This is a genomic window from Psychrilyobacter sp., assembly GCF_037132775.1.
In the GTDB taxonomy this organism is placed as follows: domain Bacteria; phylum Fusobacteriota; class Fusobacteriia; order Fusobacteriales; family Fusobacteriaceae; genus Psychrilyobacter.
Genome location: NZ_JBAHZY010000126.1, coordinates 18,532 through 34,533 on the forward strand (window position 1 = coordinate 18,532; position 16,002 = coordinate 34,533).

Below are 16,002 nucleotides of genomic sequence, written 5' to 3' on the forward strand. Positions count from 1 at the left end.
GTGTAGTTTAATAACCATCAATAGTCAAGAGTCCTTTTTTAAATAGTATTAAAAGAGAATTGATGTTCTAATATAATTTTAGTGAAATTAATAAAAACAAACTTATAAAAAAGTTTAACATTAAAAATTAATAATTTTTAATGTTAAACTTTTTAATGTTAGGTTTCGACAACCTTAACAGTTCTATAAACAATAAAACAGTTTTCATTTATATACAAAAAACTATTAAAAAATCAAAACCTTCAACACAAAAAATGAGATAAAGAGACAAAACACCTCACTATGAGACGTTTTCAGGATATAAATAGCCATTCAATTACAGTAATTTATAATCTCTGAGGTGAAAAGTTACGCAAAGAGAACCTTTCAACGCAGATAACTGAAACTTAGAGTTGTGAATATAACTCTATAGTTGAACTTATGCAGATGCTGTCGAAATATTCTTAGTTTATGGAATAAACTTTAGAGATATTGGTGATGCCCACATCGGGTAAGATTGTTATGAAATTCCAATGTCAGCATTCCTGTACTCAGAGATCAGAGAGGTTCACAGCATTTTTTCTCTGTGCTTTCTTTATTTCTTCTTCGTGTAATTCGTGACTAGTTTTATTTATTTTCATTTGTGATATAATACGTATTATAAAACATCAAAGTTTCAATGGAGGTATAGTTTATGAAAGGTATTGTTATCTTGGGTCCTACCACTGTAGGAAAAACAAGTTTATCTATAAAACTGGCAAAAAAATTAAACACAGAAATAATCTCAGCTGATTCAGCTCAGGTGTATACAGGCCTAGATATAGGTACTGCAAAAGTCGATTCAAAGGAAGCGCAGGGAATATTTCATCATATGATTGACATAGTGGAACCTATAAACAAATATAATGTAGGAGAATATCAAAGGAAAGTAAATATAATATTAAAAACCTTTGAAAGTAATGAAAAAACTCCTATACTAGTAGGAGGAACCGGCTTATATATCAACTCTGTGACCAATGGCTTGGCAGACTTGCCCCAGTCAGAACCTAGACTTAGAGAGGAATTAGATAGTAGGAGTGCCTCTGAATTATATGAGGAGTTGGAAAGGGTTGATCCTTGTGCAGCCAAAGATATCCATCCAAATAATAAGCGTAGAGTGGAGAGAGCTCTGGAAGTTTTTCATCTTACAGGGGAAAAATTTTCTGTTATCAGTAAAAGAAATATCAAAAAAAATAACTTTGAATTTGTAAAGATAGGTTTAGAAAGAGATAGGGCTAGCCTATATGAAAGAGTAAACCTAAGAGTCGATCTCATGATAGAGGGAGGTCTCATGGAGGAGGTTGAAAAACTCTATACTATATACGGAGAGAGTTTAAGAAAGATCAACGTCATAGGATATAGTGAAATTATAGATTATTTTAGAGGTGAAATAACTTTGGAAGAGGCTGTATTTCAAATTAAACAAAATTCCCGTAGATATGCTAAAAGACAATTTACATGGTTTAAAAATGATCCTGATGTTATCTGGTTCGATGTAGAAAAAATGAGTGAAGAGAAGATCCTAGAAGAAATATTAGGGTTAATATAACTCCTTTTGTCCACGAAACACTTTTTCTTAATAATAAAAAAAAAGAAATTATTTACGTCTATATTATATCTAAGTTTTTAGGTATATTTTAAGTTTTTTAGTTATTTTGATTGAGAGGAACCCTCAAAGGTGAATTTATAGTAGAAAAAACCATGGTGAAAAAGCTTATAAAACATACTAGTTAGTTGATATTTTATTTTTAGTATGCTATCATTGTAATGATGATATTATAGGAGGATGAGATGTTGAGAAAATTAAGTTTAACTCTTATTTTACTGTTTCTACTAGGCTGTGTAAATACACCTTTAAAAAACAGTTCATTCTCTCCAAAAGAACAGTTATTAGAACAAAAAATTAATGACTGGGAGTTAGGTGAAGCTAGGGAATTATTTTCTCAAATAAGACCGACTCTAGATCCTAAAAGATTAAATGAATATGAAGTTTTAATATCGGAAAGAGAGCAAGGGGTTAAAGACCTCAAAAAATTAATAAACGTATTAAAGACAGCTTTTTCCAAAAACCAAATTTTTATTATTGAACGATATACCTACAAGGGAATAAAAAATAAAATAAAATTAAATGAGCTAAAGAAGCTAGATTTGAGTGGTAGTAACATATATACCACCGATCCAAAATTCAATAAAAATCATGCTTCAATTTTAGCTCTTATTAATCTTTATGATGAAAGCCTTTATTTAGATATCGTATTTAATTTTGAAAATGGTCAGTGGAAAATACTAGACTTTAGTGAAAGAGGGTGAAATATTGCAAGGTGAAGGGATCAGAATAATTGTGCCATCTTCTTTAAAAAATCTTTCTTTAATTAGAGCCCTTGTAAAAACATATTTAATTGCAGAATCTGTGTCTAAAAAAGATATTCTTAGACTTCTGACTGTTATAGATGAACTAGCAACCAATGCAATCGAGCACGGATACAACTATCATAGTGGAGATATCTCTATATTTATGATAAAGGAAGGTGACTTTGTGAAAATCACTGTAGAAGATTTTGGAGCTGGATTCAACAGGTTAAAAAAAAGTAAGTCTGAAGGAGGCATGGGATTAAATATAGTTAAGGGTCTCGTAGATAATCTAGAGATTAAGCCTAAGAAAATCGGAACAAAGTTTGAAATATTAAAAAAAGTTGAGGAGGAAACAAAATAATGAACTCTAATTTTGAATTGATCGAAAAAAACATTAATGGTATAAAAATAATTAAAATTACAGGCGAACTTGATGCTATGGTGGCTCCTAAGTTAAAAGAGAGACTAGCTAAATTAGTTGAAAATGAAACGTATAACTTCATAATCAACTGTGAAGAATTAAGTCACATCAATAGTTTGGCTATGGGGATTTTAAGAGGAAAATTAAGAGAAGTTAAAGAACACGATGGTGATATAAAGCTATCAAACTTAAACGACCATATCAAAACAATTTTTGAAATGGTTGGGTTAGATGAGATATTTGAAATTTGCGCTACTGAAGAAGAAGCTTTAGCTAAATTTTAATTAATATCCCATAAACATTATATTTTTAAAGAGGGGATTTGAATATGAATACAATTATTATAATAGCGGCAGTTGTAGTTGCAGCAGGGATATTTTCCTCTGTATTCTATAAAAAATCTGTTATAGATAAAAAAATTGAAGATCTAAACAATATTGAAAATAGCGTTGAACAAGCAAAAGTCAAGGCTGAAAAGATCGAGAGAAGAGCTGCCTTTGACGCTGAATCAAAAGCTAAAGAAATAACTATAAAAGCTAAAGAAACAGTATACAAATTCAAAGAAGATGCTGAAAAAGAGATTAAATTAGCTAAAAATGAAATAAATCAAAAAGAAAATAGACTTATTAAAAGAGAGGAATCTTTAGACAGTAAGTTAGACAGAGTTGAAGCAAAAACTATAGAAATAAATAGTTATGAGAAAAAATTAAATCTTAAAGAAAATGAGATTGAAGAATTAAAACAAAAACAAGAATTAGAGTTAGAAAAAATCTCTGAATTATCTAAAGAGGATGCAAAAAAAATCTTACTTGATAAGTTAAAAGATGACCTTATTCATGACTCAGCTGTTATGATCAGAAGTTTTGAACATAAATTAGAGGAAGAAAAAGACAGAATGACTCAAAGAATACTTTCTACTGCTATCGGAAAAGCTTCAGCAGAATTTGTTTCCGATGCTACTGTATCTGTGGTACAACTACCAAACGATGAGATGAAAGGTAGAATCATAGGACGTGAAGGTAGAAATATCAGAACTATTGAATCTTTAACTGGAGTAGATATAATCATCGATGATACCCCAGAAGCTGTAGTTTTGTCATGTTTTGATGGTGTTAAAAGAGAGATTGCTAGAAGTGCGTTAGAAAAATTAGTAAATGATGGAAGAATTCATCCTACAAAAATCGAAGAAGCTATTAAAAAAGCCACTAAAGAAGTGGATAAAGGTATCCGTGAAGCTGGGGAACACGCACTATTTGAACTTGGTATTACAGGAGTACATCCTGAAGTAACTAAAGTATTAGGTAGTTTAAAGTTTAGAACTAGCTACGGACAAAATGTTTTGACTCATTCTATCGAAGTGGCTCACATATCTGCTACATTAGCTGCCGAAATCGGAGCGGATGTAAAATTAGCTAAAAGATCTGGTTTATTCCATGATATAGGTAAGGTATTAACCCATGAAACTGAAACTTCTCATGGATTATTAGGAGCAGAATTTTTAAGAAAATTTGGTGAAAAAGATTTAGTAGCCAATGGTGCAGAATCACATCATCATGAAGTTGAATTCAAATGTATCGAATCTGTTTTAGTCCAAGCAGCAGATGCTATGTCAGCATCTAGACCTGGAGCAAGACGTGAAACATTAAATACGTATATCAAAAGATTAGAGGAATTAGAAGCTATTGCAAGTTCTTTTGAGGGTGTAGATTCATCTTATGCTATCCAAGCTGGTAGAGAGATGAGAATCATAATAAACCCTGAAATCATAAGTGACGATAAGACAACTATCTTATCTCGTGACATAGCTAAAAAAATAGAGGAAACTATGCAATATCCTGGTCAGATCAAAGTAACTGTTGTCAGAGAAACTAGATCTGTAGAATACGCAAAATAGTGATAAACTAAATGAGCTGATCTTATCGGCTCATTTTTTATGGTATAAATTTTATTAAATATATGATATAATTATACATTGTAAGTAAGAAATATTATAAAGAAAAGAGGGGTTAAATGAAAGTTTTAATAATAGGAGATGTAGTTGGTAAACCAGGTAGAAATATCTTAACCGATTATTTAGAGAGAAAAAAAAGTGAATATGACCTAATCGTTGTCAACGGTGAAAATGCTGCTGCAGGATTTGGACTTACTGAAAAAATAGCCAAACAATTTTATGAAATTGGAGTAGATGCAATTACTTCTGGTAACCATATTTGGGATAAAAAAGAGATGGTGGAATACCTTAAAATCGACCATAAAATTTTAAGACCACTAAACTATCCAAAAGGAGTCCCTGGGGTAGGTTGGAATATCTTTATGACTCCTACAGGGGAAAAAGTAGGAGTTGTTTCATTGCAAGGCAGAATTTTCATGCCGCCTATTGATTGTCCATTCCAAAGAATCACAGAAGTTTTGGATGAGATCAGAAAAAAAACAACGACTATTATCGTAGACTTCCACGCTGAGGCTACATCTGAAAAAATGGCTATGGGAAGATTCCTTGATGGTAAAGTTTCGGTTGTCTTAGGAACTCATACACATATTCAAACTTCCGATAACAGAATCTTAGATGGTGGTACTGGATATATTACAGATGTCGGAATGACTGGATCTCATGACGGGATAATTGGAATGACTTTAAACTCGGTTTTACCTAGATTCCTCACTGCCCTTCCGACTAAATTTGTTATCTGTAACGATAATGTAAGGATCAACGGTATTGAGGTAGAGTTAAATCAATATGGAAAATGTAGTGACATCAAGAGGGTCGATCTATCTATTGAAGAGTTAGATTTTGCAGATTTTTTATAAGGAGTAATTTATGAATATATTAATTTCAAATGATGACGGGATCTATGCTGAAGGGATCAAAGTTTTAGTCGATCACCTTCAAGATGCCCATACAACATATGTAGTAGCCCCTCTTGAGGAGCAAAGTGGGACGGGACATGGAATCACCCTCCACCAGCCCTTGAGAGTGAAGGAAGTTTATAGAGATGGTCAATTCTTTGGTCATTCTGTTTCTGGGAAACCTGCCGATACTATAAAGGTGGCACTGGCTCACCTATATGACGAAAAAAAGATTGACTTTGTTATCTCTGGAATAAATCGTGGAGCTAATTTAGGTACTGATTTATTTTATTCAGGGACTTTTGCCGCTGCTTCTGAAGGTACATTTTGGAAAAAAAATGCCATTGCTCTCTCCCTTATTGTAGATGGAGACGATCTATACTTTGAGAGTGCAGGAGAATTTATAGTAGAGTATTTAAAGACAATAGAAGGTCTAAATTTTCCTCTTGGAACTCTTTTGAATATCAATGTCCCTAACCTTCCCATGGAGGAGATTAAAGGAATTAAATATACCAAACAGAGTAATAGAAAGTTTCAAGAAAAATTAATTGAAAGGAAAGATTCTCAAGGCAATAAATATTTTTGGTTGGGAGGACACCCTGTAAAAGGTGACCATATAGAAAACTCAGATTTAGATGCTATTGAGAATGGATATATATCTATCACTCCAGTAAAATTAAATTTATACGACAATGAACTCGAGATATTACTCACAAAGAAGTAGTCCTCTTCCCTCTTAAATTGTGGGATATGATGATGAAAAATTAAAAAAAGGAAGGGAATGAATATATGAAATTAATAGAAGTTAGATTAATATTTGAAGCTGATGAGCCTCAATATGTAAAAAAAGAAATAACAGATTTATTTTACGAATTCGGAGTCCAAGGGCTTAAGATCGATGAACCTATGAAAAGAGATTCATTAGATTACTATAGAGATGAGAAGATATTTTTACAGAGAGATTATGCTGTATCGGCATATTTCCCTATAAATTTATATGTGGAGAAAAAAAAATCCCTTATAACTAATACTTTTGAAGAAAATTTTAAAGACCGTGAGGATCTTATTTATTCATTGGATTTTTATGAATTAGATGAAGAGGATTACCAAAATTCTTGGAAAAAATACCTTTATCCTGAAAAAGTAAGTGAAAGATTTGTGGTTAAACCTACATGGCGTGAATATGAGGCTGAGGAGGGTGAAATAGTAATTGAATTAGATCCTGGAAGAGCATTCGGAACTGGGTCTCATCCTACAACTTCCCTTTGTATCAAACAGATGGAAGAATATATCCACGATGGGGACTCCGTCATAGATGTCGGGACCGGATCCGGAATACTTATGGTTACAGCTAATAAATTGGGAGCATCTGAGGTATGGGGTGTGGATATCGATCCTCTGGCTGTAGAAGTTGCCAAAGAAAATTTAGAGTTGAATAAAGTTGATATGGACAGTATCAAATTATTCAAAGGTGATTTGGTTAAAGTTGTAGAAGATAAAAAATTTGATGTAGTGGTAGCTAATATCCTAGCTGATGTGATCTTTCTCCTCCTAAACGATATGTCTACAGTTGTAAAAAAAGGTGGTCTTATGATTTTATCTGGAATAATTGAAGATAAAGCTGATGAGATAAGGAAAAAAATAATTTCATTGGGATACGAAGTTGTCTCAGAAACAAAAGATAAAGAATGGGTAAGTTTTACTGCTAGAGCGTAATGATAAACGGAGGTTTAAATTTTGAGTCAGATAATAAAAAAATGTAACGGTTGTGGTATTGAAGTACAGAGTGAAGATAAAAATAAACAGGGTTATGTCCCTAAAGAGATGTTAAAAGGAAAGAAAAGCGCGACTTGCCAAAGATGTTATAAATTAACTAACTACGGTGATTTTATCCCTATGGAGATGACTGCAGAGGATTATAAAAAAGAGGTTAAACGTTCTGCTAACAGTGCAAAAATAGTTTTAGCTGTATTTGACATCATTGATTTTGAAGGATCATTTGATAATGAAATATTAGATATTTTAAGAGAGAAAGATTCCATTATAATCATCAACAAGATAGATTTAATTCCTGGTGAAAAACATGCCAGTGAGGTATCTGACTGGGTGAAAAATAGGCTTGCAGATGAAGGTATCGTTCCTCTGGATATTGCCATAGTCAGTGCTAAAAACACTTATGGTATTAACGGTATTGTTAGAAAGATAAACCATTTTTGCCCACATGGTGCAAAAGTTATGGTAATGGGAACTACAAATGTTGGAAAATCAAGTATTATCAATAGATTATTAGGAGAGAAGAAAGCGACTATCTCTAAGTATCCAGGTACTACACTTAAAGCAACTAAAAATGTAATACCTAACTCTAACATCACAATAATAGATACTCCTGGACTCATTCCTACTGGAAGAATATCTGACCTAGTGTGTGAGAAATGTCATTTAGATATCGTTCCTTCAAAGGAAATTTCTAGAAAAACATTTAAAGTAAATGCTGACAAGATAATCTTAATCGGTGGATTAGTTAAGGTAAAAGTATTAACCGACAGTGAAATGAAGCCTATATTCAGCATATTCGCTTCTAAAAATGTAACTTACCACGATACAAAAGAGGACAGAGTAGAAAAACTTATTACGGAACACACAGGGACTTTAATAACTCCTCCATGTGAAAATTGTAAAGATGAGTTCTATGCTCTGCCTACAAAGACTGAAATTTATGATCTGAGTGTAGAGGAGGAACTTGTATTTAAAGGACTTGGATGGATCTCTGTAAAAAGAGGACCGTTAAAAGTAGAAATCACCCTTCCGAAAGTAGCAGAAGTAATTGTGAGAGATGCATTTATCCAACCGAAAAGACCAGTTAAATAAGAGAAACAATAAATGGAAGGGTGCACCCTTCCATTTATTGTTTCTCTATTATCTAAAAAAGCTGGAAGGATTATCCTTCCAGCTTTTTGTTTACAGCTATACCCAATCCCATGAAAAACCAAAAATATGGGGCTACCGATACCGCACTATCATTAAACATCCCAGCGGCTAGATAACTACTTATAGCTAACGCTGTGGCTAAACCAATAACTTCATAAAAACTATTAAATTCTTTATCCTTATAAATTTTTATAGACTGAATTAGATAACTCCCAACTAAAACCACAAAACCTATAAAGAATAGATATCCCATATTAATAAGTATCTGAAGATACAAATTGTGCGGTTTATCTACTATCATACTAGGATTGCCATAGGCTATCCTTTTCCCAAAATTATCCTCCTGGGGAAAAATTAAAGAATAAGTATCAGGTCCTCCTCCTAAAAATCCAGTATATTTTAATTTTGGAATAGTTCTAGACCATATGTATACCCTAGAACTTCCCTTTTTCTCATATCCATCCACCCATCTTACCCTGTCTGCCGTATAGATATCTGTGATCCTACCCTGAAACCCAATGGTTTTAAATCCATTATTTTTTAAAATCAAGGGGTAATTAAAGTTATCATAAACAATGTTATAATAATCTTCCTTTCTTTTCTCTATCTCAAATTTTTCATACCTTTTATCTATAAATTTATATCTATTATCCACCAATTTAAAAGGAAGTTTTTTGCCACCATCATCTTTAAAGCTTAGCTTTTCATCCTCTAAGATGATATTTAATGAAACCTTATCCGCTGTAATCACTAGATCATTAGGAGTATTTAAGATCATCTTCCTCATGGGATTATATTTTGATGTCTCTGTATCATATAATTTTTTTCCCAGTGAATTTTCTGAAAAACTATCCATTCCCCACCCTATAATTAGTGATGTAACTATGAGCAATATTATTATTTTTGATTTTTTAATAAGGTTTTTCCTGTAAAAAAAGAGAAAAAATATCAGCGTGAACTGCCCTGCCAAAAAACCAGCTCTAGATCGACATCCTAGCCAATTTATGTAGATTAAAATATAAAATAAATATGCTGAGATATTGTATAATTTTCCCCTCACACTAAAAAAAGTCATTACAGCAAAGAATAAAAACATAACCATCAATGAACCACCATAATTTGGGTTAAAATAGGTAGAATAGATAATATATTTATCAAATTTAAAATTTAGAGTATCGGCTATTCCCCATAGATCTTTAGGCAAGATCAGGTGTCTACCGAAACCACTTTTGAATAGATCCAATCCAAAAAACTGAAAACTACCTATGATTGATATTATAATTACCCCTATAAAAGCTGCTCCTAGAAGTATTTTTATATCTTTTTTAGTTTTCACTAAATTAATAGTTAAAAAAGTTATTATCAAATATGACAGCCAGACAAAGACCCCCTCATACCTATCTCCAACACCCTTTAGGACTACCGATGTGAAGGGGGAAAATACTGTAGTATAGATTAGCCAAGATCCCCATAAATATTAAAGGAATATAATATTTTGTTTTTATGACCTCACCTTTCATAAAAAAGAGTATGAGTCCAATAGTCGAAAAAACTACAATGAAGATTGCCTTATAATAGGAAAAAAAATCAAAGTTATTCTCTCCCAATGGGTACGCCATATAATCTAAACTTCCTATTAGGAGTCGATATAATCTTTAACCGTACTATTAGAGGCACTACCCCCAGAATAATTATCAATGGTAATAATTTTATTTTTTTTAACATCTAACTCCTCCTCGTTACTTATAGATTCCTTTTAAAAGTATACCTCTATTTAGTTAATATTTCCATATCCAATGCTGAACAGCTTATTTTTTTTATTATTCTATTAAAATGAACAGATTAGAGCTATTAAAACATCATAACCCTTTGCAAAATCCTTACTTTTATTATATAATTTCTTTAGACAAAACAAAAATAACATTAAATGTATTAGGAGGAAAATATGATAAATGAACAAAGGATCGTAGATACCTTTTTAGATATGGTTAAAATTCCGTCACCATCTCTAAAAGAAAGAGTTATGGCTGATTATGTAAAGGCTGAATTAGAAAAAATAGGCCTTGAAGTTACTGAAGATAATGCAGGTGAAAGTTGCAACGGTAATGCAGGAAACATCATCGGTGTTTTAAAGGCTAAAGGTTCTAATAAAAAGAAAGTATTATTTAGTGCTCATATGGACACCGTTTTACCCTGTGATAAGATCACTCCGATTATAGAAGATAGAATCATTAAGTCAGATGGTACCTCTGTTTTAGGAGGAGATGATAAAGCCGGCATTGCAGCTATCTTAGAGACGCTCAAGCAACTAAAGGAAAATAACTCAGATCACCCTGAGATTATTGTTGTATTTTCTATTGCAGAAGAGATAGGCCTTTTGGGTGCTCGTGCAATGGATATAGAAAAATATGCCCCTGATTTTGGAATCATCATAGACTCAGGTGGAAACCCAGGAACTATTACTATACAGGCACCATTTGCAGCTAAAGGAAAGATTGAGATCATTGGTAAACCAGCTCATGCAGGTTTAGAGCCTGAAAACGGAATCAATGCATTGGTAGTAGCATCCCATGCAATCACTAAACTCAGGTTGGGAAGGGTAGATGAAAATACTACTTCTAATATCGGTGTAATAATTGGAGGATCAGCTGTAAATATTGTTATGCCTAGTGTATCTATGATGTATGAAGCTAGAAGTTTTGACGGTGAAATTTTAGATGAATTATTGGCTGAAACTAAAGCTATCTTCGCTGAAACTTCAAAGGAGTTTGGTGCACAATTTAAAGAAGAAATCGTAAAGGGATATGATGGATTTAAAATTGAAGCAGATAGTAAAATATTAGAAATTTTAGAGTGTGCTTGTAAGGATATAGATATTGAATATAAACCCATAAAATCTGGTGGTGGAAGTGATACTAATATCTACAATGGAAAGGGCATTCCTTCTGTTAATCTAGGTATAGGTATGAGTAAAGTTCATACTAAAGAGGAATTTATTAAAATCGAAGATCTGGTAGGATCTACAAAATTATTGCTTTCTATTATAGATCAAATATAGATGAATTTTAAACAAAAAAAGACTAAACAAAAGTGGTGGGTACCTTTAATAATATTTTTCTTTATCGCTACCTTTTTTTCACAATCTGATCTTTTTATAACCAAAGCTAACAACTTACTGTTCCCCCTTAGATTAAAAGTGTATACAACTACCAATAATATACAAGATTTTTTCAACACTTTTTTTTATATCAAAGAGATCTCAAAAAAAAATGAGATTTTAGAATTAACCATAGAAAAACAAAAACATCTTTTCTTTGAAAATAAGAATCTTTTAAAGGAAAACCAACATCTAAGGGAACTGCTTCAAATGAAAAAAAAAATGAAATATACTATTATCATAGCCGAAATTTCCTATATAGATTCACTAAATCCCTATGAAACTATATCTATTGACAAAGGGAAAAATGATAATATAAAAAAAAATATGGCGGTTACCTCCACGCTAGGTGTAGTTGGAAGGATCAAAGAAGTCTTTGATAACTATTCCATTGTAGAATTAATCACCTCCAATCAGGGTTATACCAGTGCTATCGATGAAAATGGAGACACTCTATCAATTTTAAGTGGCCAGGGAAACGAAATTCTCAATCTAGAATATGTCGTTACCGATTCAAATATCCAAGTAGGCAATAAAATATTCACGTCTGGTATCAGTGATATCTATAAAAAAAATCTTTTTTTGGGTGAGATCACAGCTATTGACAATAACGACGAGATGTTTAAACAAATAACCGTAAAACTGCCCTATAATATATTTAATCTCAAAGATGTTATGATTATCAAAAAAGAGAGGTAAGCCTATGAAAAAAATTGTTCTTTATTTTTTTATATTTAGCTTAAGTTTATTTGCTGAAGATAAAAATGATTTTAAAAAAATTAATACTTTTAAAGCTATAATTATTGAAAATACTCGTTTGAATAAGCGGACGAAAACAAAAGAGTACCAAGTTTTAGCCGATCTGCCAGATAAACTCATAAAAAAAATGATTTCTCCTGCCATAAATAAAGGGGAAATCTATCTGTATAATGGTTCTGACAAGACTATCTATTACCCTCTTTTAGAACAGACAATAGATCAAAAAATAAACATAGATGAAAATTTTACTCTAAAATTTATTCGTGACCTTAAATCACATGATGAGAATGTAAATTTTAGGGTGATCAAATCTAACAATCAAATCCAAAAAATCATCTATAATGATGGAATAACGATAAAATTTGAATCTTTTTCAAAAATAAATGGAATTAATTTTCCAACACATGTTAGAATACTAGATGAAAATATTGAAGTTTCAGAACTAATAATTAAAGATATTGAAATAAATATTCCTGTATCTAAAAAGGATTTTTCCCTCGATGAAATTATTAAAAACTGATGGTATAGTCATAAAAAAAGTGGACCATTCTGAAGCCGACAGATCATTGACATTGTTTACTAAAAATTTTGGAAAGATCAATATCAATATTAGCGGAATTAGAAAATCTAAAAAAAGACATCTCAATGGAGCCGATCTATTCGGGGTATCCAATTTTATATTTTATAAAAAAGAGGATTACTATATCTTAAGTTCATTTGAATTGAATGAAACTTTTTTCGACCTTAGAAAAGATCTTGAAAAGTTAAATATTTCTTTTCATATCTTGGAAATTTTAAACTCCGTCTTAGTTGAAAACGAAACACGAATAGGTTTATATAAATTACTTTTGAATTCCTTTCGGTTTTTGGATAAAAATAATAAACCTATCAAGAATTATCTCCTTTTAGGATATTTTTTACTCCTTCTCATTCAGGGAGAAGGGATTATGTTTAATATAAACGATGGGCTATATTTCGATATAGAAAATTCCATAATAAATGATCTACCAACCTTCAACAAATTAACTGAGATACAAAAAATTATAATATCAAACTTATTTGATAAAAAGATAAACGACATAGTTTCTTTAGACCCTTCTGTAGATGATGCTAAAAGCATAATTTTACTCTTGGAGGATTATATGAACTACCATTTAAATTTAAAAATAAATTTTAAAGAATTTTTTTAGGAGGATTATATGAATATTGCAAAAATAACAGATTATATAACTTTAGATATGGTTTCCCTTGATTTGAGAGCACAGAATAAAAAAGAAGCTCTTTTAGAATTATCGCAACTACTTGGAGTATCGAATTCTATCGATGACCCTAAAGTTATTGAATTAGCTCTTATTGATAGGGAAAAATTAGGAAGTACAGGTATTGGTAAAGGGGTAGCTATTCCCCATGCTAAAACTAATTTTGCTAAAAAGTTAACTATTGCTTTTGGAAGGTGCAACGAAGGAATTAACTTTGAATCTTTAGACAGTCAAGATGTTAAGTTGTTTTTTGTATTTGCTTCACCACTAAGTGATAGCAGTGTATACCTTAAAATCTTGGCTAGAATTTCAAGATTAATCAGAAATGAAACTTTTAGAAATAACCTTTTAAATGCAAAGAACCCGCAAGAAATTTTAAACATCATAAGTTCAGAAGAGGGGTAAATTATGGAATGTCCTTATTGTGGTGCTGTGGATACTAAGGTTATTGACAGTAGACCCCATAGCACAGATAACTCTATAAAAAGAAGAAGGGAATGTGTTGTCTGTTGCAAAAGATTCACTACCTATGAAAAGATAGAACCCGTTCCTATTTTTGTAATAAAAAAAAATAAGATCAAGGAAGTTTTTAATAAAGATAAACTTTTAAAGGGGCTTGAAAGAGCTGTTATCAAAAGAAATGTCAACCTAGAAGCTTTGGAAAGATTTGTTGAAGAGGTTGAAAATACCATCAGAGAAACCAACCATCTAGAAATAGAAAGTACTGAATTAGGGGAATTGGTTATGGCGAAATTAAAAAACTTAGACGAAATCGCATATATCCGATTCGCCTCTGTATATAAAGATTTTTCCGATGTAAAATCATTCATAAAAGAGATCGTGGGGATGGTTGACGGTGATTAAAAATATAATCAGTGGTGCTTTTATTGGAATAGCTAATATTATCCCTGGGGTTTCTGGCGGAACTGTAGCTCTCCTCTTGGGAATTTATGAAAAACTTACAGAATCTGTGGGAGAATTTTTTACTGCTCCTAAAGAAAAAAAAATAGAATCTATTAAATTTTTATCCCAAATATTTATAGGCGTTATCATTGGTCTCCTTGTATTTGCCAAGGTGATAGGATTTCTCTACACTAATTATAGAGAAGCTACCAGTTTTTTCTTTTTAGGACTGATAGTAGCATCTCTGCCACTAGTTTTAACCCATAGAGATAATAAACAGATAAATAAATACGGTAAGCTGTGGTTTCTATTTGGATTACTGTTAATGATTGGCTTTAGTATCCTTCAATCTTTCTATGGTAATAGCGAAACTTCCAGTAGCTTATATCAGTTGACAGGAGGATATATCATAAAATTAATCCTGGCTGGTACTTTAGCTGGAGGAGCTATGGTTATCCCTGGAATCTCTGGATCCCTCCTATTAGTCATGCTAGGAGAATACTATAATATCCTAGGATTTGTAAATAATAGGATGATACTGCCTGTTGCCTTAGTAGGTATCGGAGCCATCATAGGTATTGTCGGATTTGCTAGAATTATAGATAAACTTTTAAAATCCCACAGGGATAATACCCTGTATTTTATAGTTGGGCTTATTGGGGCCTCCCTCGTGGAGATCTGGCCTGGATTTACTCTAACTATATCTAGCGGCCTTATAAATATAATAATTTTTAGTCTAGGAATATATATAGTTAAATTAATGAAAAAATTGGAAGGTAATAAATAATGAAAAGAATTAATGGATTTTTCATATTCATTCTCCTTGGAATACTGGGGATCTTTCTCTACATCCCAAGAATTTATCGTGGATATAGAACACTAGATCAACTACAGAATGAATTAAAAGATACAACTATCCAATCGGCAAAATTACATCAGGAGATGGAGGATATCAAACTCCAATTAGATAATTTCAATAACCTGTATTACATTGAAAAATTTGCAAGAGATAAACTGTCCATGAAGAAAAAGAACGAAACTATTTATAGAGTTATATATGAGGAGGAACAAGATTAATGAAAAGAGAACTAGCCATTGAATTTGCAAGGGTAACTGAAGCGGCAGCATTAGCAGCACACAAATGGGTCGGTAGAGGTGACAAAGTGGCAGCCGATCAGGCAGCTGTTGATGCTATGAGAACTATGTTAAACAAGATTCATATCAACGGAGAGATCGTTATTGGAGAGGGTGAAATTGATGAAGCACCTATGCTATATATAGGTGAAACAGTAGGTCTAAGAAATGATATGGATATCGCCGTAGATATTGCTGTAGATCCTGTAGAGGGTACTCGTATG

Annotated in this window: 19 protein-coding genes; 18 read left to right on the plus strand and 1 reads right to left on the minus strand. The window is 32.0% G+C overall.

Going from position 1 to position 16,002, the window contains the following annotated elements; translation table 11 throughout:
• Window positions 1-673 precede the first annotated feature (673 nt).
• The 9 genes from miaA (at window position 674) to yqeH (ending at window position 8,506) form a co-directional block, all read left to right on the plus strand.
• Window positions 674-1,567 (plus strand): tRNA (adenosine(37)-N6)-dimethylallyltransferase MiaA, encoded by an 894-nt coding sequence (gene miaA / locus V5784_RS08485; RefSeq protein WP_336888600.1) that lies wholly within the window; start codon window positions 674-676, stop codon window positions 1,565-1,567.
• A gap of 242 nt (window positions 1,568-1,809) precedes the next feature.
• The gene (locus V5784_RS08490; RefSeq protein WP_336888601.1) at window positions 1,810-2,328 is read left to right on the plus strand and encodes a hypothetical protein; all 519 of its coding nucleotides are present in this window, start codon (window positions 1,810-1,812) and stop codon (window positions 2,326-2,328) included.
• Window positions 2,329-2,332: 4 nt separating this feature from the next.
• Complete coding sequence (locus V5784_RS08495) at window positions 2,333-2,731, plus strand: ATP-binding protein (protein ID WP_336888602.1); 399 nt, start codon at window positions 2,333-2,335, stop codon at window positions 2,729-2,731.
• Window positions 2,731-3,075, plus strand: a complete 345-nt coding sequence (locus V5784_RS08500; RefSeq protein WP_336888603.1) for an STAS domain-containing protein — start codon at window positions 2,731-2,733, stop codon at window positions 3,073-3,075. Before V5784_RS08495 ends, V5784_RS08500 begins: the two co-directional genes overlap by 1 nt.
• A gap of 44 nt (window positions 3,076-3,119) precedes the next feature.
• Complete coding sequence (rny, locus tag V5784_RS08505) at window positions 3,120-4,685, plus strand: ribonuclease Y (RefSeq protein WP_336888604.1); 1,566 nt, start codon at window positions 3,120-3,122, stop codon at window positions 4,683-4,685.
• Window positions 4,686-4,801: 116 nt separating this feature from the next.
• Window positions 4,802-5,599 carry a TIGR00282 family metallophosphoesterase gene (locus V5784_RS08510; RefSeq protein WP_336888605.1) on the plus strand — a complete coding sequence of 266 codons (798 nt, stop codon included), beginning with the start codon at window positions 4,802-4,804 and terminating at the stop codon, window positions 5,597-5,599.
• A 10-nt stretch (window positions 5,600-5,609) separates the two neighbouring features.
• Window positions 5,610-6,362 (plus strand): 5'/3'-nucleotidase SurE, encoded by a 753-nt coding sequence (gene surE, locus V5784_RS08515; RefSeq protein ID WP_336888606.1) that lies wholly within the window; start codon window positions 5,610-5,612, stop codon window positions 6,360-6,362.
• Between the two features lie 65 nt (window positions 6,363-6,427).
• The gene (prmA, locus tag V5784_RS08520; protein ID WP_336888607.1) at window positions 6,428-7,354 is read left to right on the plus strand and encodes a 50S ribosomal protein L11 methyltransferase; all 927 of its coding nucleotides are present in this window, start codon (window positions 6,428-6,430) and stop codon (window positions 7,352-7,354) included.
• Window positions 7,355-7,384: 30 nt separating this feature from the next.
• A complete protein-coding gene (gene yqeH, locus V5784_RS08525) occupies window positions 7,385-8,506 on the plus strand; it encodes a ribosome biogenesis GTPase YqeH (RefSeq protein ID WP_336888618.1) in 1,122 nt (373 codons plus the stop codon).
• Between the two features lie 70 nt (window positions 8,507-8,576).
• On the opposite strand, the gene V5784_RS08530 is transcribed toward yqeH, so the two are convergent.
• Complete coding sequence (locus V5784_RS08530) at window positions 8,577-9,932, minus strand: O-antigen ligase family protein (RefSeq protein ID WP_336888608.1); 1,356 nt, start codon at window positions 9,930-9,932, stop codon at window positions 8,577-8,579.
• Between the two features lie 579 nt (window positions 9,933-10,511).
• Between V5784_RS08530 and V5784_RS08535 the strand changes: the two genes are divergently transcribed.
• The 9 genes from V5784_RS08535 to V5784_RS08575 form a co-directional block, all read left to right on the plus strand.
• On the plus strand, window positions 10,512-11,624 hold the full coding sequence (locus V5784_RS08535; RefSeq protein ID WP_336888609.1) for a M20/M25/M40 family metallo-hydrolase: 1,113 nt from the start codon (window positions 10,512-10,514) through the stop codon (window positions 11,622-11,624).
• Window positions 11,625-11,933: 309 nt separating this feature from the next.
• Complete coding sequence (mreC, locus tag V5784_RS08540; protein WP_336888610.1) at window positions 11,934-12,422, plus strand: rod shape-determining protein MreC; 489 nt, start codon at window positions 11,934-11,936, stop codon at window positions 12,420-12,422.
• A gap of 4 nt (window positions 12,423-12,426) precedes the next feature.
• Window positions 12,427-13,002: a hypothetical protein gene (locus V5784_RS08545; RefSeq protein WP_336888611.1), complete on the plus strand. Its 576-nt coding sequence runs from the start codon at window positions 12,427-12,429 to the stop codon at window positions 13,000-13,002.
• Window positions 12,983-13,672 (plus strand): DNA repair protein RecO, encoded by a 690-nt coding sequence (gene recO / locus V5784_RS08550; protein ID WP_336888612.1) that lies wholly within the window; start codon window positions 12,983-12,985, stop codon window positions 13,670-13,672. Before V5784_RS08545 ends, recO begins: the two co-directional genes overlap by 20 nt.
• Window positions 13,673-13,681: 9 nt before the next feature.
• A complete protein-coding gene (locus V5784_RS08555) occupies window positions 13,682-14,146 on the plus strand; it encodes a PTS sugar transporter subunit IIA (protein WP_336888613.1) in 465 nt (154 codons plus the stop codon).
• A 3-nt stretch (window positions 14,147-14,149) separates the two neighbouring features.
• Window positions 14,150-14,605, plus strand: a complete 456-nt coding sequence (nrdR, locus tag V5784_RS08560) for a transcriptional regulator NrdR (protein WP_336888614.1) — start codon at window positions 14,150-14,152, stop codon at window positions 14,603-14,605.
• Window positions 14,598-15,431, plus strand: coding sequence for a DUF368 domain-containing protein (locus V5784_RS08565; protein ID WP_336888615.1), 834 nt, complete (start codon window positions 14,598-14,600; stop codon window positions 15,429-15,431). Before nrdR ends, V5784_RS08565 begins: the two co-directional genes overlap by 8 nt.
• Window positions 15,431-15,721: a septum formation initiator family protein gene (locus V5784_RS08570; RefSeq protein ID WP_336888616.1), complete on the plus strand. Its 291-nt coding sequence runs from the start codon at window positions 15,431-15,433 to the stop codon at window positions 15,719-15,721. The genes V5784_RS08565 and V5784_RS08570 overlap by 1 nt, the downstream gene beginning before the upstream one ends.
• A partial coding sequence (locus V5784_RS08575; protein ID WP_336888617.1) for a fructose-bisphosphatase class II occupies window positions 15,721-16,002 on the plus strand: 282 nt, incomplete at its 3' end. The genes V5784_RS08570 and V5784_RS08575, both read left to right, overlap by 1 nt.